20 protein-coding genes are annotated in these 23621 nt (G+C 46.9%); 4 read left to right on the forward strand and 16 right to left on the reverse strand.

What is annotated here, in order from left to right:
• Nucleotides 1-43: 43 nt before the first annotated feature.
• A complete protein-coding gene (locus GKZ89_RS16155; RefSeq protein ID WP_338324940.1) occupies nt 44-550 on the forward strand; it encodes a GrpB family protein in 507 nt (168 codons plus the stop codon).
• 92 nt (nt 551-642) lie between these two features.
• On the opposite strand, the gene GKZ89_RS16160 is transcribed toward GKZ89_RS16155, so the two are convergent.
• The 10 genes from GKZ89_RS16160 to GKZ89_RS16205 form a co-directional block, all read right to left on the reverse strand.
• Nucleotides 643-1710, reverse strand: coding sequence for a tartrate dehydrogenase (locus GKZ89_RS16160; RefSeq protein WP_155113443.1), 1068 nt, complete (start codon nt 1708-1710; stop codon nt 643-645).
• A gap of 18 nt (nt 1711-1728) precedes the next feature.
• Nucleotides 1729-3354, reverse strand: a complete 1626-nt coding sequence (locus GKZ89_RS16165; protein WP_155113444.1) for an SLC13 family permease — start codon at nt 3352-3354, stop codon at nt 1729-1731.
• Between the two features lie 231 nt (nt 3355-3585).
• Complete coding sequence (locus GKZ89_RS16170) at nt 3586-4191, reverse strand: DUF1643 domain-containing protein (RefSeq protein ID WP_155113445.1); 606 nt, start codon at nt 4189-4191, stop codon at nt 3586-3588.
• A 196-nt stretch (nt 4192-4387) separates the two neighbouring features.
• Nucleotides 4388-5851 carry a glycoside hydrolase family 32 protein gene (locus tag GKZ89_RS16175; RefSeq protein ID WP_155113446.1) on the reverse strand — a complete coding sequence of 488 codons (1464 nt, stop codon included), beginning with the start codon at nt 5849-5851 and terminating at the stop codon, nt 4388-4390.
• Between the two features lie 17 nt (nt 5852-5868).
• Entirely contained in the window at nt 5869-6891 is a 1023-nt protein-coding gene (locus GKZ89_RS16180; RefSeq protein ID WP_155113447.1) for a LacI family DNA-binding transcriptional regulator, read from the reverse strand.
• A 21-nt stretch (nt 6892-6912) separates the two neighbouring features.
• On the reverse strand, nt 6913-7521 hold the full coding sequence (locus tag GKZ89_RS16185) for a YesL family protein (protein ID WP_155113448.1): 609 nt from the start codon (nt 7519-7521) through the stop codon (nt 6913-6915).
• A 28-nt stretch (nt 7522-7549) separates the two neighbouring features.
• The gene (locus tag GKZ89_RS16190; RefSeq protein WP_162356971.1) at nt 7550-9706 is read right to left on the reverse strand and encodes a LamG-like jellyroll fold domain-containing protein; all 2157 of its coding nucleotides are present in this window, start codon (nt 9704-9706) and stop codon (nt 7550-7552) included.
• Nucleotides 9707-9777: 71 nt separating this feature from the next.
• Nucleotides 9778-11370, reverse strand: a complete 1593-nt coding sequence (locus tag GKZ89_RS16195; protein WP_155113450.1) for an ABC transporter substrate-binding protein — start codon at nt 11368-11370, stop codon at nt 9778-9780.
• A 41-nt stretch (nt 11371-11411) separates the two neighbouring features.
• A complete protein-coding gene (locus GKZ89_RS16200) occupies nt 11412-12329 on the reverse strand; it encodes a carbohydrate ABC transporter permease (RefSeq protein ID WP_430697475.1) in 918 nt (305 codons plus the stop codon).
• An 11-nt stretch (nt 12330-12340) separates the two neighbouring features.
• Complete coding sequence (locus GKZ89_RS16205) at nt 12341-13276, reverse strand: ABC transporter permease (protein WP_430697482.1); 936 nt, start codon at nt 13274-13276, stop codon at nt 12341-12343.
• Between the two features lie 275 nt (nt 13277-13551).
• On the opposite strand from GKZ89_RS16205, the gene GKZ89_RS16210 reads away from it, so the two are divergent.
• Nucleotides 13552-14550 carry a linear amide C-N hydrolase gene (locus GKZ89_RS16210; RefSeq protein ID WP_155113451.1) on the forward strand — a complete coding sequence of 333 codons (999 nt, stop codon included), beginning with the start codon at nt 13552-13554 and terminating at the stop codon, nt 14548-14550.
• Nucleotides 14551-14908: 358 nt separating this feature from the next.
• Here GKZ89_RS16210 and GKZ89_RS16215 read toward each other — a convergent pair whose 3' ends face one another.
• From GKZ89_RS16215 to GKZ89_RS16225, 3 genes are all read right to left on the reverse strand, one after another.
• Nucleotides 14909-16084: an MFS transporter gene (locus GKZ89_RS16215; RefSeq protein WP_155113452.1), complete on the reverse strand. Its 1176-nt coding sequence runs from the start codon at nt 16082-16084 to the stop codon at nt 14909-14911.
• A gap of 26 nt (nt 16085-16110) precedes the next feature.
• Nucleotides 16111-17088 (reverse strand): ROK family transcriptional regulator, encoded by a 978-nt coding sequence (locus GKZ89_RS16220; protein WP_430697478.1) that lies wholly within the window; start codon nt 17086-17088, stop codon nt 16111-16113.
• A gap of 127 nt (nt 17089-17215) precedes the next feature.
• Nucleotides 17216-17527 (reverse strand): nucleotidyltransferase domain-containing protein, encoded by a 312-nt coding sequence (locus GKZ89_RS16225; RefSeq protein WP_155113453.1) that lies wholly within the window; start codon nt 17525-17527, stop codon nt 17216-17218.
• 171 nt (nt 17528-17698) lie between these two features.
• Between GKZ89_RS16225 and GKZ89_RS16230 the strand changes: the two genes are divergently transcribed.
• The gene (locus GKZ89_RS16230; protein ID WP_155113454.1) at nt 17699-18220 is read left to right on the forward strand and encodes a DinB family protein; all 522 of its coding nucleotides are present in this window, start codon (nt 17699-17701) and stop codon (nt 18218-18220) included.
• Between the two features lie 42 nt (nt 18221-18262).
• Here the strand turns inward: GKZ89_RS16230 and GKZ89_RS16235 are convergent, their stop codons facing one another.
• From GKZ89_RS16235 to ggt, 3 genes are all read right to left on the reverse strand, one after another.
• Nucleotides 18263-18718 carry a cupin domain-containing protein gene (locus GKZ89_RS16235; protein WP_430697484.1) on the reverse strand — a complete coding sequence of 152 codons (456 nt, stop codon included), beginning with the start codon at nt 18716-18718 and terminating at the stop codon, nt 18263-18265.
• Nucleotides 18719-18793: 75 nt separating this feature from the next.
• Nucleotides 18794-20326, reverse strand: a complete 1533-nt coding sequence (locus tag GKZ89_RS16240) for an alpha/beta hydrolase (RefSeq protein WP_155113456.1) — start codon at nt 20324-20326, stop codon at nt 18794-18796.
• Between the two features lie 519 nt (nt 20327-20845).
• Nucleotides 20846-22594 (reverse strand): gamma-glutamyltransferase, encoded by a 1749-nt coding sequence (gene ggt / locus GKZ89_RS16245; protein WP_155113457.1) that lies wholly within the window; start codon nt 22592-22594, stop codon nt 20846-20848.
• A gap of 404 nt (nt 22595-22998) precedes the next feature.
• On the opposite strand from ggt, the gene GKZ89_RS16250 reads away from it, so the two are divergent.
• On the forward strand, nt 22999-23621 hold a 623-nt coding region (locus GKZ89_RS16250), incomplete at its 3' end, for an Rpn family recombination-promoting nuclease/putative transposase (RefSeq protein WP_155113458.1).

Below are 23621 nucleotides of genomic sequence, written 5' to 3' on the forward strand. Positions count from 1 at the left end.
TTAAATCAGGAGGGAACTTATTATCGGAGAAGCTTTCGTCAAAATTGAAAAATACCAGGAAAGATGGCCAAGAGAATTCGAAGCAGAGAAAAAAGCATTATCAGGTGCCTTAAAAGAAGACATCCTTTCCATTGAACATATCGGAAGTACCTCTGTTCCAGGCTTAGCGGCTAAACCAATTTTGGATATTGCTGCAGGAGTAACTGATTTGAGAGCGGCTGAGTTATATATCGGGCCATTGAAGGAGTTCGGATATGAATTTGTGCACCATCCGCACTTCCCCCAAAGGCGATTCTTTCGCAGGGGTGAATGGGGAGCCGGAACCCACCACCTTCATCTCTATGTATATCAAAGTGAAAGCTGGAACAACCAGATTCTTTTCAGGGACTATTTGCGGAATAACAGTGACGCAATGAGAGAATATGAAAGGCTGAAAGTAGAATTGGCACGAAAATATGCTTCTGACAGAACAGCTTATACCGAAGGAAAGGGACCATTTGTTGAGGGGATTTTAGCAAAAGCGAAGAACGTTTGGCGGACGATGCTCTGATGCATCCTTTGTTTGCGGAAAATTTAAAACCGATAACGGGTAGCCGCTATCGGTTTTACTTGTTCTGATTTAAATTGCGGCCTTCTCCCCCGCTAAACCCTCGCTGTCTCAAGAATCTTCTCTTTCACCGCTTCCGTTACAGCTCTCGTATTGGCCGTTCCCCCAATATCAGGCGTTTTTATACCCGCTTCCGTCACCTCTTCCATGCTATCCATCAGGACTTGTCCGAGCTCCTCAAATCCAAAATGGTCGAGCATCATCTTCGCAGTCCAGATTTGGCCGATTGGGTTGGCGATCCCTTTACCTGCAATGTCCGGCGCAGATCCATGAACAGGTTCGAACATGGACGGGTAGCGACCTTCCAGGTTAAGGTTGGCGGATGGAGCAATCCCGATGCTTCCCATGATGGCGGAGCCGATGTCTGTTAAAATGTCTCCAAATAAGTTGCTTGCGACCACGACATCGAACTCAGCCGGTTTACTTACGAAAAAAGCGGCGAGTGCATCGATATGCGTGGATTGGGTATGTACATGAGGATACTCTGCTGCCACGGACTTTGTCACTTCATCCCAGAATGGCATGGAATGCACAATGCCGTTTGATTTCGTCGCGCTCACTAAACGGTTGTTTCGTTTTTCTGCGAGCTGAAATGCATAGCGGATGACCTTTTCTGTCGCCCTTCTGGTGAACACTGCGTTCTGGATGGCCATCTCATGCTCTCCCCGGTGAATGCGCCCCCCGACTTCACTGTATTCGCCTTCGCTGTTTTCCCGAATCACGATCAGATCGAAGTCTTTCGGATTGGCAAGGGGTGAGGTGATACCCTTCACTTTTTTGGCAGGCCGGACATTTACGGAAAGCTCAAATTCTCTCCGGATTTTAATGAGCATCCCCCATAAGGAAATGTGATCCGGCACAATCGCAGGATTTCCCACGGCACCGAGGAAGATTGCTTCAAACTGGCTGAGGGTTGAAATAGCATCCTTCGGCATCATTTCTCCGTGCTTGCTATAGTAATCACAGCTCCAAGGAAAATCTGTGAAGGAAAACTCAACCCCTCCATGAGCTCTTGCAAGAGTATGAAGCACATCCTTCGCGGCTTCTGTGACTTCGACTCCTACTCCATCTCCTGGCAACGCAGCTATTTCAATTTTTCTCATCTTGAACACGCTCCCTACCTATGATTTGAATGCGTCAGGGAATACCTGCAGATCCACGCCCCAGAGCACAGGCAATAGAAGATACACGGCCCCAACAATCAAGATGACGCAGAAAATGTTTACCCAGAATCCGTGTTTCACCATTTCGGTAATCTTCAGCTTGCCCGTCGCAAAGATAATCGCATTAGGCGGAGTTCCCACCGGCAGCATGAAGGCACAGTTTGCTGCCATTGCTGCAGGGACCATGATTGCATACGGATGAACATTTATGGCCACTGCCAATGAGGCGAGCACCGGCAGGATCATGGTAGCAGTCGCTGTGTTGGATGTGATTTCTGTCAGGAACAGTACAAATGTCGTCACGACAATGATCATAATCAGGAAGTGAACCCCATCCAGCACCTTCAGTTGATTCCCCAGCCATTCAGCAAGACCCGTAGAGCTAAATCCGCCGGCAATGGCCAAACCGCCTCCGAACAGCAGCAGAATTCCCCAAGGAATATCCTTCGCTACACTCCAGTCCAAAAGGCGTTCGCCTTTCTTTTTGGCAGGAATCAAGAAAAAGATGACACCCGCTGTGATGGCGACCATCGTATCATCAATGCCGGGAATGATTCCTTTCCAAAGGAACGTTTGAGAAATCCACATGAAAGCGGCAAAGATGAAGATTATACTGACAGCTTTTTCCTCGAAACTCATTCTTCCAAGTGCCGACTTCTCGTTTCTGATGAGTTCTTTCCCACCGGGGATTTCTTTGATTTTCATAGGATGAGCCACTTTGACAAGGTAAAACCATGTAGAAAACAAAAGCAGGATGACGACAGGAACGGCGAACAGCATCCAGCTTCCGAAGGAAATCTGCACTCCGTAAAGCTCAGAGACGATACCGGCAAGGATGATGTTCGGCGGTGTGCCGATCAGCGTCCCAAGACCCCCGATGGTCCCCGCGTACCCGATCGCAAAAATGAGCACCTTTGAGAACTTCTCCTCCTCAGCCGCCAAGTCTTTGCTGCTCCCTTTCAAAGCCTGGGATACTTGATAGGTAATGGCAGTACCGATCGGAATCATCATCATAACGGCCGCTGTATTGGAAACCCACATAGACAGGAATCCTGTCGCGATCATAAAGCCGAGAACGATATTCGACGTGCTTGTCCCGACAACCGAGATGATGTTCAAAGCAATTCGTTTATGCAGATTCCATTTTTCCATGGCAAGGGCAATCATGAAGCCGCCAAGGAACAAGAAGACGATGGGGTTCCCATAGCTCGCAGTCACCTCGTCCATGGGAAGCGCGCTCGTGATGGGTAAAAGAATGATCGGCAATAAAGAGGTGGCGGGAATCGGGATCGCTTCCGTGATCCACCAGGTTGCGACCCACAGTGTGATGGCAAACACCATGCGCCCCTCACTGCTCAGCTCTTCCGGAGAAAAGAAAAGAACAGAAAGCAGGAAAAGGAGCGGACCAAGGATCAGTCCGATTAGCTGCCCTCTTTTATAACTGCGGGGCTCCGGTTCAATAGACTGGTTCGTTTTCCTGCCGGCCGCAGCCTTTTCCGTACTGCCGGGAATGGCGAATAAAAGCAGCTGCTTCGTTTTATCATGTACCCTCCACATTGAATCCCATAATGCGGTTGCGTTCATCGTGCTCCCCCCTCACATCGATTAAAAGCGCTTACAAACAGAAATTTGCCGAAAGCTCCTGTATTTATGGTACAAGTTATGTTGTTTGTGCGTCAATGTTTTTACAATATAACGATTATTTCGACATTTTTAAACTACTAAATGCATAGGGGGGTTATTTTTCTTTTCCCCGAGAATAGAAACATAGCAACAGCAAAACGCTGAAAGCAGGGGATCAGCTCCTTATGTTTGTTACATTGGACTTGCACGGAAGGACTGTTTGTAGTGCCTTACAAAGTCTTCGATTAGAAGGGACCTTTGAGTGGATATGCGTGGACATGGATGGTAATAGTCGTTCCTCTTAGGGTGTGCTTTTCCGAAGTAAGGGATGTTTGATTCTGTTATTTGCTCCATCCATTTCCGCTTACTCTCGTTTAAGTTCTTCCATTTACTTTTGTATTTGACACCCCACCCCAGCAGAATCCATGGGTGTTCCTTTAACTCTTCTGCAGAAGCGAGCGATTCTTCTAAATCGTATTCGCCAGATGATACAAGGTTTTCAAACTTTATAATGGCTTTCTCAGAGCTTGCTTCCTGGAGGTTAAACAAATTATAGATATGCAGTCTTCCCGAACGTTCTTGGGACTCTTCCCGAATTCTGTGAATAAATGAGATTAGCTGATTCATCGTTGGATCAATTGTTATTTTTCCGTCAAGAACACCTTTTGAAGAGCCTGGATTCAGCAGCAAACAGGCCCCTAGAGACTCTGTTGAATCCCCCCACTGAAGATACGCTGAAGTCCGATACGTTTCGTTCCCCTTTTTTACAAAAGTGCCATAAGCAACTGGTTTATCCATATCCGCTCCTCCTTAATAATTACTCAAATTCATCAATAACCGAATTCATCCGTTTTACAGCTCGCATTTCACACCAACTGATTTGCCCGGACTGAAAAACAGCCAATACTATATTTTACATAATTATACAACAACCCAACCAAAATAAGGGAGCTGCAATCACTGCGCTCCCCTTGTTTTATAAAGTCACTTTTATCTATTCCCAGATATCCTCCAGCTCCCAAACGTCTACTGTAGAAATGGCAGCGGTCCCGCCTTCTGCAAACACACTCACCCCAAGGCTCGTTTCTTCCGGATAAATCCGGTTAGAGAGAACAGTCAGCCCGTCTTCGGTAAAGATTTCTACGGAGGAGCGGTCGAGGAACAGGTGGAGAATGAGCTCCTCCTGTCCTTTTGTATTTAATGGGGTCATACGGATTCCGCCGGGACCCTCGCCTGAAGCGGTTGTGTCGACCACAAGCTTTTGTTCATTCTGATCAATATATATTCTCGTTTGCTGACGGAAGTCTTCGCTGCACCGGACGAGAAGTCCTGCTTTCTGCGCAGTGCCATCCAGCTTCAGACTTACCAGAAGCTCCAGGGCCGCCCCGTTTGCTACAGGGAGGATGGACTGAGTTTCATCCAGCAGCAGATTTTCCTTATGCGAATGCCGGCCCCTTAATTTTTTCAGCTCTTCAACAGGCTGCATGGCGAGCCTGCCATCGTGTGTAAGCAGCAGCTCTCTCGGAATGGTCAGAGCGCCGGACCAGCCGTGCTGCTGGGTTGGCATTTGAGAATCCCACATGTCCATCCATCCAAATAAGATATAGCGGCCATGCTTGTCTTTCATGGTTTGTGCAGCATAAAAGTCGAAGCCTTTGTCGAGCTCTTCAAACGTGTCATAGGTGAACCGCCCGGTTGAATAGTCCAAATCCCCGGTAAGGTAGACTGTCTGGAATCTATTCTGATAGCGGTCTCCGACCGGTTCCATGCCTTGAGGTGACATGATCAGGACATGCCGTCCGCCTATTTCAATCAGATCGGGGCATTCCCACATGTAGCCTTGAAGGCCGTTGCTTTCCAGCATAACACCGACATACTCCCAATTATGAAGGTCTTTCGATTTGTAAAGGACAACCTTTCCGATGTCTCCCTTTCTCGTTCCGAGGACCATATACCACGATTCTCCATGCTTCCATACTTTCGGATCCCGGAAGTGGCCGCTTCCTTCAGAAGGCGGCGCGGAGATGACCGGGTTGCCTGGATATTTCGTAAAAACTTTCCCATCCTCGCTCGTCGCAATACACTGAACCTGTTCAACGAGATCTTTTTCCTGATCAATGAAAACGTGCCCCGTATAAATGAGGGTAAGTTTTCCGTTATCATCTACAGCACTTCCCGAAAAGCAGCCGTCTGCATCATAAATTTCACCTGGGGTCAGTGCAATCGGCTCATGCTTCCAATGGACAAGGTCTGTGCTCTTAACATGGCCCCAGTGCATTGGCCCCCAAGTGACCCCATGCGGGTGGTGCTGATAAAAGATATGGTATTCCCCGTTCCAGTGCACCAGCCCGTTCGGATCATTCATCCAGTTCTTTGGAGGCATGATATGGTAGGCAAGCTTAAAGGGATCTCTTGACACAGGTACAGCGTCTAGTACATTCTGTATGTCTTTTGCCATTCCAGCATTCCTCCTTGTTAGTTCGTACTTTCCCTTATTACCAGTTCCGTAGGCAAATAGTAATCCTGAAATGGCTGGGATGGGTCCTCGATCCGGCTGATCAAAGCTTCCGCTGCCTTTACACCGAGTTCAAATGCAGGCTGCTTAACGACTGTCAGCGGCGGAGAAGTAATTTTTGCCCAATCATAGTCGTCGTAGCCGATAATTTTTATTTCTTCAGGAATCTTAATTTTTCTCTCATTAAAAAACGAAATAGCTCCCATTGTCATAATGTTGTTCGCAATCATAACAGAGGAAGGCTTTCCGGTTTCCCACAGCTCTCTGGCAAGCCTGTATCCTTCCTCAAAGGTAGCAGGTCCTATCTTGACCAGCTCTGGACGGAAGGGGAAATGATAGTCTTTCAGTGCCTGTTTATAGCCCTCGAAACGTGCATCGCTTGTTGTCAGCCCAAGTTCACCAGAGATAAATCCAACCTTGGATCCGCTCCGTTCAAGCAAACTCCCTACTGCTTCACGCGATCCGTTCAGGTTATCCGCAAGCACGCAGTCTCCTATTAAGTCGTTTGGTTTCCGGTCAATGAACACGACCGGATACCGTCCGCTTAACGTCTCATGGAGGTGAGCCGAATCAGGGCTTGCCGGCGCCATGATCAAACCGTCAATCAGCTGTGTGTTAAAAGACTTAATCTGCTCATTTTCAATTTCAATTGACTCGTTTGTATTGCTGAGGATCAGATGATAGCCGTGCTCTCTGAATTTACTCTCAATCCCCTGGGCAATTGACATAAAAAAGAAGTTGGACGTATCAGTCCCCAAGATCGGCACAAGCAGGGCAATGGTCTTGGACTTGGAGCTTCTCAGACTGCGCGCGATTGAATTCGGCCGATAATCAAGCTCCTTCATCACCTGCATGACCTTCAATTTTGTTTTCTCAGATACGTAACGGGTCTCGTTTATTACGTGGGAAACGGTAGCTGTAGAGACACCTGCAAGCTCCGCTACATCCTTCATTGAAGAAAATTTGTCATTTGTATTCAGCATTTCATCACCTTATATGTGCATTTATTGTGAAGCATAGTCAGCCTGCTGTGTATATTTTGTAAACAGATCCATGCAGCTGCCAAACACAAGAGCAGTGTATAAGCTCGGCAGCATGAGAATAGCAGCGGGAAATGCCAGGATTAGCATGAAAAACAGATAAAGGGAGAGTCCGAGAAAAATCGCTTTAAGCGGAAAGGCTACCAGAATGATCAGACTGTTGCGGATCACACCTTTCGAATCCGCATCAAAATGGACGGCAGCAGCGAAGATATACAAGCTCACAAGCAGAAATAAAAAAACAAGAACCGAGAGAGCGGTTTCAAAGATCACCTGATTGGCTGCTTTTGCCCAAAAGAGATCAGCAGCAATCAGCATAGCCGCCGCAGTCCAGCCAATAGCTAACTTCCAGTGCTGCCGGAAAGTGCGGTGAAAATGATTCCAGTAGGTCTTCATAAGACCAGCCTCAGATTCTTTTTTCAAATAATGCTGCCTTACCACTGCAAAAAGTGCAGCGGTTGCCGGAAAGATGGTAATGATAGGCAGGCAGCTGATAAACCAAATTACATTCACAAGCATAAAATCCGCTGCCTTTGAAATAAAGCGGGAATTCCTCTTATTTACGATATTCATTCTCTTTCCCCCTTTCTCTGCTGTTCAGTCAGTAATAGATGGATTTCATTCTCCAGATATTCAGCGCATTAATCTTGAGATCGTCCGGTCCATCTAACCGGATTCCCAAAGCATCCAGGCTGTCCGGATACGTTCTGGTCGTCAGCGTCTGGGAGTTATTGAGGTACACTTCAATTAACGATTTATCCAGAAGCAGCCTTACCTTAAGGACCGGGAGCCGTTTTTCAAGCTTACCTCCCTGGATGCCTCCCGTTTTTTCTGCGGGATCGCGTGTTGATCTTGTCCGGTCTGCTGAAAAACGGTTCTCTGCTGCATCATACAGGAAAACCGTTTCCTCTTCCTGATCCGGTGTCATTCTGACCCTTAGGGCAAAGGAACGCTCTGCTTCCACCTCTAACAAGATATCAAGCATATCTCCCTTTACCTCTTTTAGGTAAGGCTGTGCTTCCTTTGCCGTCACTTCAGATAAAGCAAGCAGAGCTTCTTCTCTGAGTGATTCCGCCGCATCTGCCGGTTCCACCAGTAAACCGCCTTCTGCATCAAGGGAAAGCTGAACTGGCATACCTGCTGTGTGCGCCCATCCGGATTCATATTCTTTCTCTACTGTACGCTCCCCTTGAGCGATTGTAAATAATAGGATTTTCCCTGTGTGCGGGTCAATCATTCCGCTTGGACCTGTGAAATGAAACAGACCCAGATCAATCAGCTTCGGTTCTTCAAAATCCGGAAGGAACGCTGCTTCCTCTGCTTTCCATTCTCCAATCCAATAGTACACTTCTACATGCGCCCCTTTTCCAACCGGGCTGATGAGAAGGATGTGCTTTTCCGGACTAATCGGCAGCAGGACTGGCAGCTCCCAGATTTCACCGAGATGCGGGTATTTTTCATGAGGGAAATCCATTAGAAACCCTTTAAAATCCCACTTTGTCAGGTTATCAGATACAAAGACGGGAATCGTCCCGCCCTTCCCTTCAAACCCTGACGCCACAAGCTGAAACCATCGGCCATCTTCCTTCCAAACGAAGGGATCCCGGAATCCATCATGGTGCAGATTCATCCCCTCTGGCTGTGTGACAACCGGAAGCGGATGCTTTTTCCATTCTTTGAGTTCCAGATCTCCTGTTTCTTTAACTGTACTGTAAGCCAGGCCCGTCATCTGGTTTGGAGTAAAGGAACTGTTGCCCGCTGTGAAAAACAAGACCGGATTGCCTTCTTCATCAAACGAAGCACTTCCGGACCAGGTACCGATGGGATCAACTTCAAATTTCCCCGGAGCAAGCGCCACCGGAAGGTCCTTCCAGTGGATCAGATCTTCACTTATCCAGTGACCCCAGTGGATATTTCCCCAAAAGGGCCCCTGAGGGTTGTGCTGATAAAACAAATGATATTTCCCTTTATAAAAGAAAGGAGCATGTGGCTCATTCATCCAGTGGCCGGGCGGGGAAGCGTGAAACTGCGGCCTGTGGCGATCCTGCTTCCACTCATTCCTGTTAAGGCCAATCTGATCCTCTGTGACAGGCGGAGGAGAATGAAAGAGCGCTGATGCACCCTCCTGTGCAACCGCTTCTCCAACGAATTTCACTTCATCCATCAGACCGCTGAACATATTGGGAATGAAGACACCAGCAATCCGTTCTTCTTCATTATGTTTACCGATCATAAGCGGAGCGTCCGATGGTTTACATGCGAAATTGTGAACCTTCCTGTCTGCTGCTTTTTCGCCATTTACGTACAGAGATATACTGCTGTTGGATACAGCGGCAATAAGCTGGCTCCAGCTCCCTCTTTCAAGCGGTTTGTCAGCAGACAGCTCGATCCATTCCGCACCTGAACCCGCTTGAAATACGGCACACCCATCTCCATCAAGTCCAAGCAAGAATCCTGTCTGATCCCTTCTGCTGTGCTGATTGATGATGGCGGAGGGGGCTTGGCTGTACCCGCTGAAATTGCGTGGAGCAATCCATACTTCGATTGTAAAGGCATCAATTTGGTCCAGTTTATATTCAGATTCCAGATAACTGGAGTATCCATCCAGCCATAGTGCGGCAGATGCCCTTCCCTTTCTCCATTGCGGCCTTAGACCACGGTCGTTTTTGTATAAAAGCGGGGGCTTCGGAAGCACTTGATTATGTACGGTATTACCGTCCCCTTCATTAAATATCCAGTGTACGAAATTGCTGCTCAATATGGTTTCCTCCTTCCTGCAGAGAGTTGAAACAGAACTGGAGCCTATCAAGCTCCAGTTCCTCATCACTCTTATTTTTTATTAAAGTCATCCAGTCCTTTTTGATAAATCTGCATCATCTCGGAAAGACCCATATCTTCCAGCTGCTGGACGTAATCATCCCATTCTTCTTCAATGCCGCCTTCCAAAAGCCATTGTGCCTGCTTCTGGTTCACCACTTCTTTGATTTCTGCCTCGATTTGTTCTTTTGTCTGCAAATCCTGTTCAGAGAAGAGAACTTGCGGATAATTTTCTTTTTCCAAATACGGCTCATAAATCGCTTTCAGATCCTTCAGTCTTTCTTTTGCACGAGGTTCCATATCAACAACCGTTCCGAAGTGCTCCTTCAGGATAACAACCGGACCGTTTGGAGCGACTTTCTGACGAAGCTCTCCCATCGCTACATCCTTCGGAATCTCTTTATTTACAAGCATTCCGTTTTCATCTTCTTCAAAAATCGTACCGATCGGCCCCCAGCTGATCTGGGCGGACATTTTCGGCTCATACAGCTGATCAGCCCAGCGCATCGTGATTTCAGGGTTTTTGTTGGCGGATGTGATCACGAATGCTGCCCTGCCGTAATCGGAGTTGTTGGAGCGGCCGATTAGCTGGGTTCCATCCGGACCTTTAAGAGGCGGAAGCAGAACATAATCGCCTTTGCGTTCAGGTCCAACTACTTCTTCTGTTTCCCACCAGATGTAAGACCCCAGGGACGGATCCTCCGTTTTCCCTTTTGCCAGGTATTGAGGGGCTTCCTGTGTAAAGGATTCAGGATCGATCAGGCCTTCTTTTACCCACTCATGATAATACTTGATTGCTTCCTTGTATTCAGGCTGGACCGCCGTATAAATGACTTTGCCGTCACGGACGATGCGGTGCTCCGTGTTATCTGCCATTCCAAATGGAGCGAACAGGTCTCCATTGTTTCCTGTCCAGAAATTGTACATAAAGCTCAGCGGAATCTCATCCTGTTTTCCGTTTCCATTCGGATCCTTTTCTTTAAATGCTTTCAGTACTTTATAGTATTCATCAAGTGTCTCTGGCATTTTCAAACCAAGCTTATCAAGCCATGCTTTATTGATGGAGTGAAAGTTCGGCACCGCTCCAAGACCCATTTCTTCAGCTCGCGGCAGAGAATAAATGTGGCCGTCCGGTGCTGTAACCATTTGTTTTAATTCCGGGCGTTTTTCAAATACCTTCTGAATGTTCGGCGCATATTTCTCGATTAGATCTTCAAGAGGAACGATGGAACCATTCGCTCCAGCTGTAATGATGTCTGTATCAGAAAATTGTGCATCATAGAAAGCATCCGGCAAATCACCGCTTGACAGCATCAGGTTCTTTTTCTCCTGATAGCCTTCAGACGGAATATTGTTCCACTTGATATGAACCCCTGTTGATTTTTCCAGGCTCTTCACAATGTCCATTTCTCCGTAGTTCGGAGCGAGCGGCGCTTTCGGCGACACAAAGTTCAGGGTCACTTTTTCCTCTACAATCGGAAGCCCTGTTTTATTGAACGCTGCCTCACTTTTCTCTTTCTCCCCGGAAGTCTGATTCGAACAGGCCCCCAGCAGGCAAACCGTGCTGATCATAAGTGCACTGACTGCTTTTACCCCTTTTTTCATTTGATTTCCCCCTTATTTTTTTTGCTTGAATCCCCTCTTAATCAGCCTTTAATCCCGCCAATCAGAGCCCCTTTGACAAAATACTTTTGCACAAAAGGATAAACAATGAGCAATGGCAGAGCGGCTACAATGATGACCCCATACTTGATCAGTTCAGCCAGCCTTCTTTGTGCAGCATAAGAAGCAACATCTCCCACCATATTTGCCGCCGCCTCATTCTGGATTAGAATGTTTCTTAATATCAGCTGAAGCGGATAAAGCCCTTCGTCGTTGAGATAAATCAGTGCATCAAAATATGAATTCCAGTGTCCGACCGCGTAAAAGAGGACAAGCACAGCGATGATCGGTTTGGACAGCGGAAGAACGACCTTTAAAAAGAATTTTGTATTGGAGCAGCCGTCAATCTTGGCCGCTTCCAGAAGTTCATCCGGAATATTGCTCTGAAAAAACGTCCTTGCAACAATGAGGTTCCAGACGGCAATGGCTTTTGGCAAAATCATCGCCCAGATGGTGTTAACGAGGCCAAGGTTTTTCACGACAAGATACGTAGGAATCAGCCCGCCGGAGAAAAACATCGTAAAGATGAACAGCAGCATAAAAATGTTCCGCCCTGCTAAATCTTTTCTGGATAGCGCGTACGCCGCCATTAAAGTCAGCACAACGTTGACTGCTGTTCCAAGCACTGTGTAAATGACCGTATTTTTATATCCAAGCCAGATCATCTCATCCTGGAAAATCCGTTTATAGCCTTCAAACGTAATTTCCTTTGGCAGCAGCCAGACATCCCCTGAATAAATACGGTCCGGGTTGCTGATGGAGGCAATGACGACAAAGTAGAGCGGATACAGGACCAGGATGGCGATGATGGTCAAAACGGTTATATTCAGTACATCAAAGATCCGGTCTTCCTTTGATTTGCGGGCCCAGCGCCGCGGTTTGTTCATTGTGATCTGTTCCATTTCTCCGCCTCCTACCACAAGCCGTTTCCGGAAATTCTTTTCGCTGCACGGTTAACCAGCCAAAGCAGCACAAGGTTGATTACGGCATTAAATAGACCAACGGCAGCAGCGAAACTGTATTGTGCTTGCTGCAGCCCTGTTTTGTACACGTATGTAGGAATAATCTCAGCTGTTGGGGCGTTCAAAGGGGTCTGCAGCAGGAAAGCCTTTTCAAAACCAATGTTCATAATGTTTCCTACTGATAATACGAGCAGGATGACCGCAATCGGCAAGATAGCCGGAATATCCACATGGAGAATTCTTTGCCACTTATTTGCTCCATCCATGACTGCTGCTTCATGAATCTCAGGACTGACTCCGGCCAGTGCCGCTAAATAAATAATAGCTGCCCAGCCCGTCTCCTGCCATAAGCCTGAACCGATATAAAGGGGCTGGAACCATTCTGCCTTCGCCATGAAGTTAACGGGATCTCCTCCGAGCAGGACAATGATGGAGTTCGCAAGCCCTTTATTGGAAAAGAAAACGAAAATCATACCCGCCAGCACGACGACTGAAATAAAATGCGGAGCATAAATAACGGTCTGAATGAAGCGTTTATACCGTTCCTGTGCAAGCTGATTCAGCATCAGTGCCAAAATGATCGGCAACGGAAAACCGAACAGCAGCTGCAGAAGGCTAAGAGAAATCGTATTCTCCATCAGCTTCGCAAATTGAAATGAATTGAAGAATCGTTCGAAGTGCTCAAAGCCAACCCAAGGGCTTCCATTGATCCCAAGTGTGGGAACAAAATCTTTAAAAGCGATGATGACTCCTTGCATTGGTACATAATGAAACACAATAAAATAAACAAGTGCGGGAAGAAGGAAAAGATAAAGTTCATAATTCTGGAGGACGCGCTTCCACTTCGCAGATCTCATTTGTTTCTTTGTCTCAAGCTCAATGACCATGACTTCACTGTGCTGTAATTTTTGCTGCAGCTTCATCTCAGACCCCCTTCTCAGGTAATCGATTACGTAATTAATGTTATCGCTTCCATTTTTTATTTAATCGATTACGTAATCGTTTAAATAGATAGTATCCTATATAGAGAGAGATGGTCAATATCGTTTTTTGAAAATTAGAAAATAAAGTTAATTAATAAAGTTATCCTTTTTTCTTGTGTACTCAACCACCTTTACACCGAATAAAGGTATTACATACAACCCAAAGTGAGGTGGCATCCATGTGTACAAATATTGCGATTCCTTTTTCATATAAGCACCAGTCTCTCGTTTCAGCAAGAACGATGGACTGGGTAGAGGTACTGCCAACATCGGTTGATTTTGTCCCCAGGGGGCAGTCCTTTCCTGCAGTCAAAGAACCTGGTGAAATCAAGTGGAGAAATAAGTTTGCGTTTGTTGGTGCAGGCTTTAATGGGCTCAAGCCTGGTTTAGGAACCTGTTTTTATTATGATGGGTTAAATGAGGCGGGGCTTTCTGCTGCATCCTTATTTTTAGGGTGTACGGAATACCCGAAGCGCGGGCCCTCCCAGCTTTCTAGCGTGAACATAGTTGCTTACGCTTTAGGAAACTTCCAAAACGTGGAGGAAGCTGAGGCGGGGCTTTCTAAATTGACCACTATTAAATCAGCTGTTTTTCCGAATGCAACCTTCCACTACATAATCAGTGATGCCTCAGCAAATCATCTCGTCGTTGAATTTGTTGGCGGGAAAATGAAGACGTATCGAACTGAACTCGGCGTACTGACAAACGATCCCCCATACGATTGGCATCTGAACAACCTTGTTCTTTATGAACAGCTGTCACTGACAGACAAATGCAACCAAATTTGCGGAAGTGAGCTTGTCGGCAGCGGACAGCTTGGCATACCAGGTGATCCGACCTCCCAGTCGCGCTTTGTCCGCGCATCCTTTCTGCAGCAGACTCAATTCTCCCCTGCTACTATTCAGCAGGGCATCGGAGCTGCCCGGCAAATCATCCAGACCCTCTCCGTACCGGTCGGAACCGTTTATTTAAGAGAATACGAAGGTGTCTATGATTGGACACAATGGACAGTTATCAGAGATCACAATAATCTCGGATACTACTTTTTTACGGATTTTAACAGCACTTTGTATGGGATCAAGTTTAAAGAGCTCGATCTGGATGGCAGGTTTACAATCGGTGTGGATATTGAGCAGCCGGGCTGGGTTGAGGATCTATCATATAAGTTTCAGAAGTAGGTGGGTGTCTTTTGTGCGGTTGGGCATGGTACGTGATATATACTCCTATTTCACGTTCAGGGGGTCCGCCACGTTTTGTCGAATCTCCCCGAAAAATCGATATATCAGGATTTTCGCCGATATATTTTTATTTTCGTCGATATATCCTGATTTTCGTCTATATATTTAAAATTTCGTCGATTTATTCAAATTTTCGCCGATATCTGATTTCCGTTTAATCGGGAGGGGCTTGAAATCCCAGCTTCACGCCCCAGCTTAGGAAAGCAATTCATCTCACACTGTTTTGAACACCTTTAAGTCCAATAACGGTGTGATTCTTCTCAAATTTATCCGGAAACTGCCGCCTATTTGCCGCCAATCAGCGTCCGATGCCTACATTTTTCTGTCTAACCACTCCATTCAGCCTCTCTGAGCATACATACATCCCAACTGCGCAAACAGCAATGAAGCATGGAAATACAGCAATAGAAGTCTGCGAAGCAACGAAGCCAAGAAGAGGCGGCAGCAAGGTGCTGCCGGTGTAGGCGACAGCCATCTGGTACCCCATGATGGTCTGGGAATGGGTTTTGCCGAACCGGGCCGGAGTTTCGTGGAGCATGCTTGGGAAAATGGGTGCCAGTCCAAAACCGATCACGACGAACCCGACCAGGGTGAAGGGCAGCGGCAATGGCAGCAGCATCAGTGCCGCACCCGCTAATGCGATGATTTGCCCATAGCGGATGAGCGTAAGATTGTTCAACTTGAATGTGATAAAACCTGTTAAGAACCTCCCTGCCGTCAGACCGCCCCAATAAAGAGAGACCCATTGTGCCGCTTCCGCAGCGGAGAGTTCTTTTACGTTAACGAGGTAACTGCTCCCCCAAAGCCCAACTGTTGCTTCCGCCCCGCAATAAAAGAGGAATGACAGCATGGCAAGCTTCACGCCTTTAATTTGCAGAGGCTTTACATGGCTTTCTTCCGGCACCGCTTCATCCGGTGATGCCGCACTGTTCTTTTTCCATAAAGGCAGAGAAAACAGCAAAACCGCTGCCAGCGCGAACTGAATGATGGAAATGGTCAGGTAACCGTTTCTCCACAGCTGCTGGCCTGAGATAAACTGCGCCATGATGATTGGCCCGAGTGTAGCGCCCACTCCCCAAAAGCTGTGCAGCCAGCTCATGTGATGGGCCTTATAATGCAAAGCAACATAATTGTTCAGGGCCGTATCCACGGCTCCGGCTCCAAGCCCGAGAGGAATAGCGAAAACAAATAGCCAGACGACGGATGGCGCCAAATAAAAGCCGAGCAGAGCGCCAGCCGTCAGCAGACCGCTGAAAAAAGTGACGGTTCCTGTCCCGAAACGTGCAATGATTCTGCCGCTGAGCAGGCTCGAAACGATCGTCCCGCCAGCAATGACCATAAACAGAAGTCCCGCCATTTCAAGCGGAGCTCCGAGCTCCTGCTGCATCACCGGCCAGGCGGCCCCGAGCAGGGAATCGGGCAATCCAAGACTGATAAAAGCCAAGTAGATTATAAGTAAGAGTAATAAGGTCATATGTATGCCTCCCAGCTGATTAAAAATTATACAAGTGCGTCAAGGCAAAGCGTTTGCAGCCCATACAGGTAGTCCTGCTCCCAGTCACTTACCGTGAACTCGGGCAGATGCTCGGCCGGCACATATTTTGAGCTGCCGCTCACAATATCGTGTATCGCATTTACTTCCCCTTTGCAAAAAATAAAAGTGTGGGGATTGAGAATGGCTGTGTACGCTGCGGCCAGCCGGCAGACGGCATCTATTCCCTTTTCACCACTGATCGCCTGGCCAAAATTCATGTGATCAAATTGAGGAACAAATGAAACCTCTCCAGAGAAAAACGTGCTTCCGCGCACTACTTCCCCGTTTAGCATGACTCCTGCACCGGGGCCATTTTGGCCTGCATACAAATAAACGAGCGACTGACCCTTCAGGCTCCTGCTGGCGGAATAGCCGAGAACCGCTGCATTCATATCATTTTCAATAACGACCGGAATCGAAAAACGGCGTTCATAATACCCTTTTAGATCATAATTCTCAAACTCTTCATACCCGGGAATATAGAAAATCCGGCCGCCATTCACAGACCCCGGTACTCCGATCGCCATCGAACGGATGCGCGGAAAAGCTTCCATGATCCCTTCCAGGCATGCAGTCAGATGAGCCAGGCCATCATCGGTAAGCACGGAAGGAGCCTTACCTTGATCCTTCACTTCTCCATCGCAATTGAACACCGTGTATTTTGTCTCCGATTTCTCAAGAAAAATGGCCAGGCCCAGCCTGTGCTCAGGATTGTACCGGTAACGCTTCGCCCTCCTGCCGCCGCTGGAATCATCCAAACCGGCCGCAAGAATTTCCCCTTCCTTCTCCATCTCAGCGAGAAACTTGCTGATCGTCGGAAAGCTGATTCCCAAGACCTCACTGAGTTCAACCTTCGTTGCACTCCCCTGCCGCAAAAGTGCGGTGCGGATGCCTTTTAGAATTTTCTTTTTGATCATTTTCGGATTTGAACCTATTTCGTCCACTGTATTCACCGCCTTGAACACTTATTAAATACGTTTAATAAGTAACGAGAGAACTATACCATAGGTGTTTGGGGAGTACAATGGGGAGGTTCAATTAAAAAGGCAGCCTAGTATCTGGCAGCCCTTTTTAACGTTCCTTCTTTGAATAGATTATTTTACCAACTTCTTTTATATGGGATTGCAAATTTTCGTTTTGGATTTGTTCAAAGTGTACGACGTCAAAAAAATAAGGTAACGGGAACTCTTCATTCAGCAGATCATCTAATTTGTATATGGTTTTGGATGAAATGCGATCCCCATATACCACAAGATCCACATCTGAACCCTTTTTATAGTTTCCTTGGGCTCTGCTTCCGAAAATTGCCGCTTTTTCAATGTCTTCAAACTGGCTTAGTGCTTCATTTATATATTCGAAATCCTTTTGGATTAGTCCGTACATGGTTACAGCTCCTTGCTAATTAAGTCATAAATCTGTTTGAAGACAAAAATACACTATGGTAGCCCCCATACCTATTCACTTTAATTATAACTCTAATTTCCAAATAATATCAGTCTTTAATCAATCCAAAAAAAGGACTACGCTCAGTACATGCTGATTGGAGGGGACATGATGTTAGATTATCGAATAAGGAACGCAGAGGGTTTTTCAGAAAAGATTGGGGAGCTCGTCTCTATGCTGGAGCACTCTAGAGCGGTAACTTTAGAAGAAGTGAAGGATTTAAGCAAAGCTGATTTGGATCATCTGGTAGACGGTGGCTCTAATTCAATTGGGTCCCTCTTACTGCATATTGCTTCCATTGAGTATGTGCACCAGGTGATATCCTTTGAAAAACGTGATTTAAGTGAGTCAGAGCTGATTCGATGGAAGCCCGCTCTGGAGCTTGGAGAAGCTGCCAGAAATGATATTAGGCATTTTGACATTCACTTCTATTTTAATGAATTGGCCAAAGTCAGACTTTTAAAGCTCAAGGAACTAAATGATGGATGGCTACTAGAAGAAGACACGTGGAGTAACGGAGTGCGTTATAATAACCATTATCTCTGGTTTCACGTCATGGAAGATGAAATCAATCACCGCGGCCAGATTCGAATGCTGAAGAGAATCCACTCTGGCAAGTCTATACGTTTCTAAGATTACAAAAAAACCGCCAAATACGGCGGCCCAAAAAACTATTCAGCTCTCTATCGGTTTCGTCTCCTCCACCGTTCCAAACGGGTGCTCCGGCGGGGCGTAAATGACGTAGACTTTCATCGGACGATTGCCTGTATTGGTGACGTTGTGCCATTTTCCTGCAGGAATCATGATGGCGTAGTCCTCATAGGCCATTACCTGAAACGTTAGGTTTTCTTTGCTGTCCCCCATTTGAACAAGGCCCTGGCCTTCTTCGATGCGGATGAACTGATCGGTTTCGGGATGAACCTCCAAGCCGATATCATCGCCCACATTGATGCTCATCACGGTGACCTGAAAATGCTTGCCGGTCCAGAGTGCTGTCCGGTAATTGGTGTTCTGCCTGGTGGCTTGATCAATATTGACGACAAACGGTTTTTGCCCATAGTCCTGCAGCTTGATGCTTCCTGGATTCATGTTGCGGCTGTAAGGGTTGAAGTAATAAGAAGGGTGATGCATACCCATGCTCCTCTCCGTCCTGTTCGTACTGACCATTTATTCTATGCAGCCGCCCAGGAGGTGGGAATCGGAAAATTACCGCGGGTTTTTTTCTTCACCCGTCCTTAAATCCACCACTTTCACCGGATTTTTCGGAAGAGGAACTTTCTTGCTGGCTGGAGCGTTTTTCTTGTTCTCGACCCAGTCGACGAGGAGATCGAAGGACTGGTGCGCATAAGGCAGCAGCGGCTGCAATTTTTGATCCGGGTCGGTCTGCTTGTTCCATACGAGGGAGTCGACATGATTGCCGCCTTCAATTGTATAAAGGCGGTGGAATTTTTCTTTGTCCTGCCATCTCACCATTTTTTCATAGCCCTTTGCATGGATGTCCGGGAAAATGAGGGAGTCGAGCGAGCCAGTAAAGCTGATCAGCGGCACATCAATGTCACCTGTGTTGGCGATTTTATTGATGTTTTTCTTCACCTCTTTGTTTCGGCTGCTGTAGTCATAATCCTCAAAAATAGAATCATAGCTGCGGTCCCGTTTCCCATCAGCTGTGAAGTTCAAATAGTTCCGCCAATCCGTTCTGCCAGGAGCGTTCGGGTCAAAATGGTCACGGTAAATATTCAGCGAGACGAACCAGTACACCTGATCGTGATAGGCCCATAGTTTTTCGGAGCCTTTCGGAAGGCCTGCTTTATACATCTGCCTTATTGCTTTTTGCTGTTCTTTCCCCTGTCCGTACAGCGCTTCATCCGCATGTTTTACGACCGTTGTCAGAGAGCTAATCAGGTTCGGCTCCTTCGCTGTCCACAGTACGCCTTCCCAATCCACTCCCCCGTCAAAAAGGCGCGGCTCCCTGGTTTTTTCGGGCCCGTCATTTTCAAGGGCATACCGAACCACATAGCCGCCGTTGGAGATACCGATGGCGTATGTAGGCACTTTATGATTTTTCTTGATCAAATCGCTCGCAGGATTCTTTTTGTCATTTGCTTTGATGAGCTTGTCCGGATAGTTGTCCGCCAGATAGTTCTGGGCAGCCTTTGTGACCTGCCTGAAACGGACATGCCATTCGGCAACACTGTCATCTTCATTGACGAGCGCATTTTTCACCTTCGCAAACGGATCGGATGGGTCGATCTCTCCCTGTGTCCCTTTATCAATCGCAGCAAAAGCATAGCCTTTTTCCAGTACATAGTCACTGAACAGCAAATCAGTGGAGGTTTCATTCCTTGTAGCCGGAATCCCCGCCACGACAAGCTTCCCGTTCCACTGATCCGGAACGCGGATGACAAATTGCGCGTCATCAAACCTCCCCGTCACCTGAGTTCCGGTCACTTCTGCAGGCTTGTACATCTGATGCCAACCGGTTCCCTCAGCCGCACTGCCCCAATTGTAAGGAGCCAGTCCAAGATTACCGTAAAGAGTCGCCTGCTCATACTGCTTCGGATTTTTCGTCGTGAGCCAGTTGCCGTTTTCCCCGTTGAAATAGGTTTCCATCACATTGGCCGCACCTTTGATTGCCGGCCGCACCTCAGTTGTCTGAGCCACCGCATCTGCGTTCACCATAGGACCTGTTGTTAATACTAGAGAAGCTATAATTGTAAGCGTTATCATTTTATTTTTCAATCCGCTTCCTCCTGACTGTTCATTGGTTTTCTCCTCTATTGTATAACCATTTATTTACTGCGGCATGGGGAATAGGGAACAGTTGCAGAAAAAACCGGAGAACCATGTTCTGTTCTCCGGGCGTTCGCAAATAAAGTCCCGATTTTCGCAAATAAAAAATTTTTTTCGCAAATAAGCGGTCGGACTTCGCAAATATCCTGAGATTATCGCAAATAAATGATAGAACCGATTCTGTGTACCGCCTGTTTTGCCTGATAAAGTCGCTTAAATCGGCGTTATTGCTGACTCTGCTACCTTTAGTATGGACTTGCTTATCATAATGGCGGACTATCTTACTCTAATTGCTGACTTTTTCGCTTAATTGCGGACTTTCTTTGATTAATTGCTGACTTCTTCGGATAATTGCTGACTTCCTGGCTGGAATTGCTGACTTTCTTACCTTAATTGCTGACTTTCTTACCTTAATTGCTGACTGCCATGCCATAATTGCTGATTTCCTTAAGTTTCCATCCGTTCCCGTTAATCCACCCCAACCGCAGTCCCGTTCCTGCTCGAATCCGCGACTCCTTTATACCTTCCTTCAGGTCCGTTGATTTCAATGCTTTGAACGTTCCCGATTTCTTCGGATGGGCTGGTGAATTTGTGCCCCATGCTGTTGAGTTTTTCGAGAATTTCTTTCGGCACTCCGCTCTCCTGTCTATAGGAGGTGACGCTGTTTGTGTAAATTCTCGGTTCCTCTACTGCCGCTTGCAGCTCCATTCCATATTCCAGCTTGTTGATGATTGTTTGAAGAACGGAGGTGATGATGGTCGGTCCTCCCGGAGAGCCGACGGTCATCGCCGGTTTTCCATCCTTGAAGACGATGGTCGGGCTCATGCTGCTGAGCGGCCGCTTGTTCGGCTGCACTTCGTTCGCTCCGCCCGGAACGGCGTCAAAGTCCGTCAATTCATTATTCAGCATAAATCCATAACCCGGCACCATAATGCCTGAACCGAATACCTGCTCGATCGTTGTTGTATAGGAAACAACATTCCCCCAGCGGTCGGCTACCGTGAAGTGTGTCGTCTCCCCGACGGCTTTTTGATCCTGCTTCGGCTGCTGATCATAGTTCGCTTGTCCGTTTTCATACTTCCATGGATCTCCCGCTTTCGGAGCCGGGTTCACCCTATCCAATGAAATCAGTTTTTGTCTCTCTGCAATATAGGCCGGATCAAGCAGCCCCTTCGCCGGTACCTTTACAAATTCCGGATCGCCTGCGTAAACTGCCCGGTCGGCGTAGGATAGATGCATCGCTTCAGCCAGCAAGTGATATTTCTGCCATGATTTTTGAGGATACTGGGAAAGATCGAATCCATCCAGTGTTTCAAGCATTTGCAGAAGGAAAATTCCTCCCGAGCTCGGCGGAGGCATGCTGGCTATATCGTAGCCCTGGTACTCTCCCCAAATCGGCTTGTCCCATGTAATGTTGTATTTCTTTAAATCCTTCTTGTTCATCGACCCGCCGAACTTCTGGACCTCTGCAGACATGGCATCCGCGATTTTTCCTTTATAAAATACATCCGAGCCTCTTTTCCGGATAAGCTTGAAGGTTTTCGCCAAATCCTTCTGTCTAAGGATTTCGCCTTCCTTCAGCGGCCTTCCATATGGCACAAATACCTTTCCAGCCACGGTCCGCTGAAGCTTTTCTTTATTATCGCTGATCGCTTTTGCCAAGACGGAATCAATCGGAAAACCTTTTTCCGCAAGCTTGATGGATGGAGAAATGAGCTTTTTCATCGGCTTCGTTCCCCAGCGGTCCAATGCAGCTTCAAGGCCCTTCAAGGTTCCCGGCACGCCCACTGCATTCCCGTGTGTATGCCTCTCCGCAAACGGAATCGGCTTGCCGTCCTCATCTAGAAACATATCCGGCTCCGCACCCCCTGGAGCCCGTTCCCTGCTGTCGACGATAGACGTCTTCTTCGTCTTTGCATCATACACCATCATGAATCCGCCCCCGCCGATCCCCGACATCATCGGCTCCGTCGTATTCAAGGCGAATTGAATTGCCACCGCGGCATCAACCGCATTTCCCCCGTCCTTCAGCACATCCGCCCCAATTTTAGAAGCCTGCGGAGTAGCAGCAGCCACCATTCCTTTGCTGCCGACATCCACCTGACTCATTTTGGTGTGTTTCGAACCCTGCGCTGCCTCCGCCATGAACGGACCAGACCCGACCGCAACGCTGAAGCAAATGAAGAGAGCCATGCTTTTTCTCACTAAACTTTTCATCCATTTTCCTCCCTCTGGAAATTGTCTCCTCTTAACTTTAGGAGGAAAAATGGAAGAGTTCAAATGAAACGATTTAGTTTTCTGAATTTTGTGAGTTTTTACCTTATAGGGTGGGTAGACTACTGAGGCTTAAGGATGAAAAAAATCAGTTTCGCAAATAAACCAGCGATTTTCGCAAATATAAAATTTTTTTCGCGAGTAAGCGGTCAATGTTCGCAAATAAATCTATTTTTCAGCAAATAAATCCCAGCCTGATTCGCTAACAGTCCCTTTATCCAACCACACTTTGAAGCAATCAATAACCGTAGTATAATAGCAGAAAGGAGCTGTGTTATGAGACGATTAAAACCATTGAATGATTTTGTTTTAAGAAGCTTTTTGGAGAAAAAAAAGACAAAGACATCTTGATTGGTTTTCTGAATGCAGTTTTACAAACAGATGTGGAAGACCTGTACATCGTAGAAGAAAAGCTAAGCAAAGACAAAATAGACGATAAGCAAGGGATCCTGGATATTAAAGCCGTTTGCAGTTCTGGTGAAAAAATCAACATCGAAGTTCAGCTGCTTAATGAGTTCAACATGATTGAAAGAACGTTGTTCTACTGGTCTAAATTGTATACAGAAGACCTGAAAGCTGCGGAAAATTATTCAGATTTACACCGAACGATTGCTATCAACATCTTTGGATACAATTTATTTAATGAACATCAAAATTTCCACTCTGTATTCAAAATTCAAAACATCGATACCGGTGAACTCCTTACCAATCTGCTTGAGATTCAATGCATTGAACTGCCTAAGTTCAGTAAGACTAAACCTGATAATAACCCCCTTCACCGCTGGTTATTGTTCTTAACAGAAGATAAAGATCAGCGAAACCTAATGGAGGTGTTAAAGATGGACCAATTGGTGTCTAAAGCAGACGAGAAATTACGCCGGCTGAGTGCTGACGAAGAAGTTATCCGAACGTATCAGCTTAGAGAGAAATATCTATTGGACCTTAATACTCAGGTTAATGGAGCAAGAAA

This window comes from Metabacillus mangrovi (assembly GCF_009711125.1).
Taxonomy (GTDB): Bacteria; Bacillota; Bacilli; order Bacillales; family Bacillaceae; genus Metabacillus_B; species Metabacillus_B mangrovi.

Excerpts from the sequence above, each read along its gene's own strand:
- GKZ89_RS16230 (WP_155113454.1), top strand. The coding sequence starts at position 17,699 with ATGTTAGATTATCGAATAAGGAACGCAGAGGGTTTTTCAGAAAAGATT.
- GKZ89_RS16185 (WP_155113448.1), bottom strand. The coding sequence starts at position 7,521 with ATGAATATCGTAAATAAGAGGAATTCCCGCTTTATTTCAAAGGCAGCG.
- GKZ89_RS16195 (WP_155113450.1), bottom strand. The coding sequence starts at position 11,370 with ATGAAAAAAGGGGTAAAAGCAGTCAGTGCACTTATGATCAGCACGGTT.
- GKZ89_RS16225 (WP_155113453.1), bottom strand. The coding sequence starts at position 17,527 with ATGTACGGACTAATCCAAAAGGATTTCGAATATATAAATGAAGCACTA.
- GKZ89_RS16210 (WP_155113451.1), top strand. The coding sequence starts at position 13,552 with ATGTGTACAAATATTGCGATTCCTTTTTCATATAAGCACCAGTCTCTC.
- GKZ89_RS16200 (WP_430697475.1), bottom strand. The coding sequence starts at position 12,329 with ATGGAACAGATCACAATGAACAAACCGCGGCGCTGGGCCCGCAAATCA.
- GKZ89_RS16170 (WP_155113445.1), bottom strand. The coding sequence starts at position 4,191 with ATGGATAAACCAGTTGCTTATGGCACTTTTGTAAAAAAGGGGAACGAA.
- GKZ89_RS16180 (WP_155113447.1), bottom strand. The coding sequence starts at position 6,891 with ATGCTGAATACAAATGACAAATTTTCTTCAATGAAGGATGTAGCGGAG.
- GKZ89_RS16165 (WP_155113444.1), bottom strand. The coding sequence starts at position 3,354 with ATGAACGCAACCGCATTATGGGATTCAATGTGGAGGGTACATGATAAA.
- GKZ89_RS16235 (WP_430697484.1), bottom strand. The coding sequence starts at position 18,718 with ATGCATCACCCTTCTTATTACTTCAACCCTTACAGCCGCAACATGAAT.
- GKZ89_RS16160 (WP_155113443.1), bottom strand. The coding sequence starts at position 1,710 with ATGAGAAAAATTGAAATAGCTGCGTTGCCAGGAGATGGAGTAGGAGTC.
- GKZ89_RS16205 (WP_430697482.1), bottom strand. The coding sequence starts at position 13,276 with ATGGTCATTGAGCTTGAGACAAAGAAACAAATGAGATCTGCGAAGTGG.
- GKZ89_RS16175 (WP_155113446.1), bottom strand. The coding sequence starts at position 5,851 with ATGGCAAAAGACATACAGAATGTACTAGACGCTGTACCTGTGTCAAGA.
- ggt (WP_155113457.1), bottom strand. The coding sequence starts at position 22,594 with ATGAAAAGTTTAGTGAGAAAAAGCATGGCTCTCTTCATTTGCTTCAGC.
- GKZ89_RS16215 (WP_155113452.1), bottom strand. The coding sequence starts at position 16,084 with ATGACCTTATTACTCTTACTTATAATCTACTTGGCTTTTATCAGTCTT.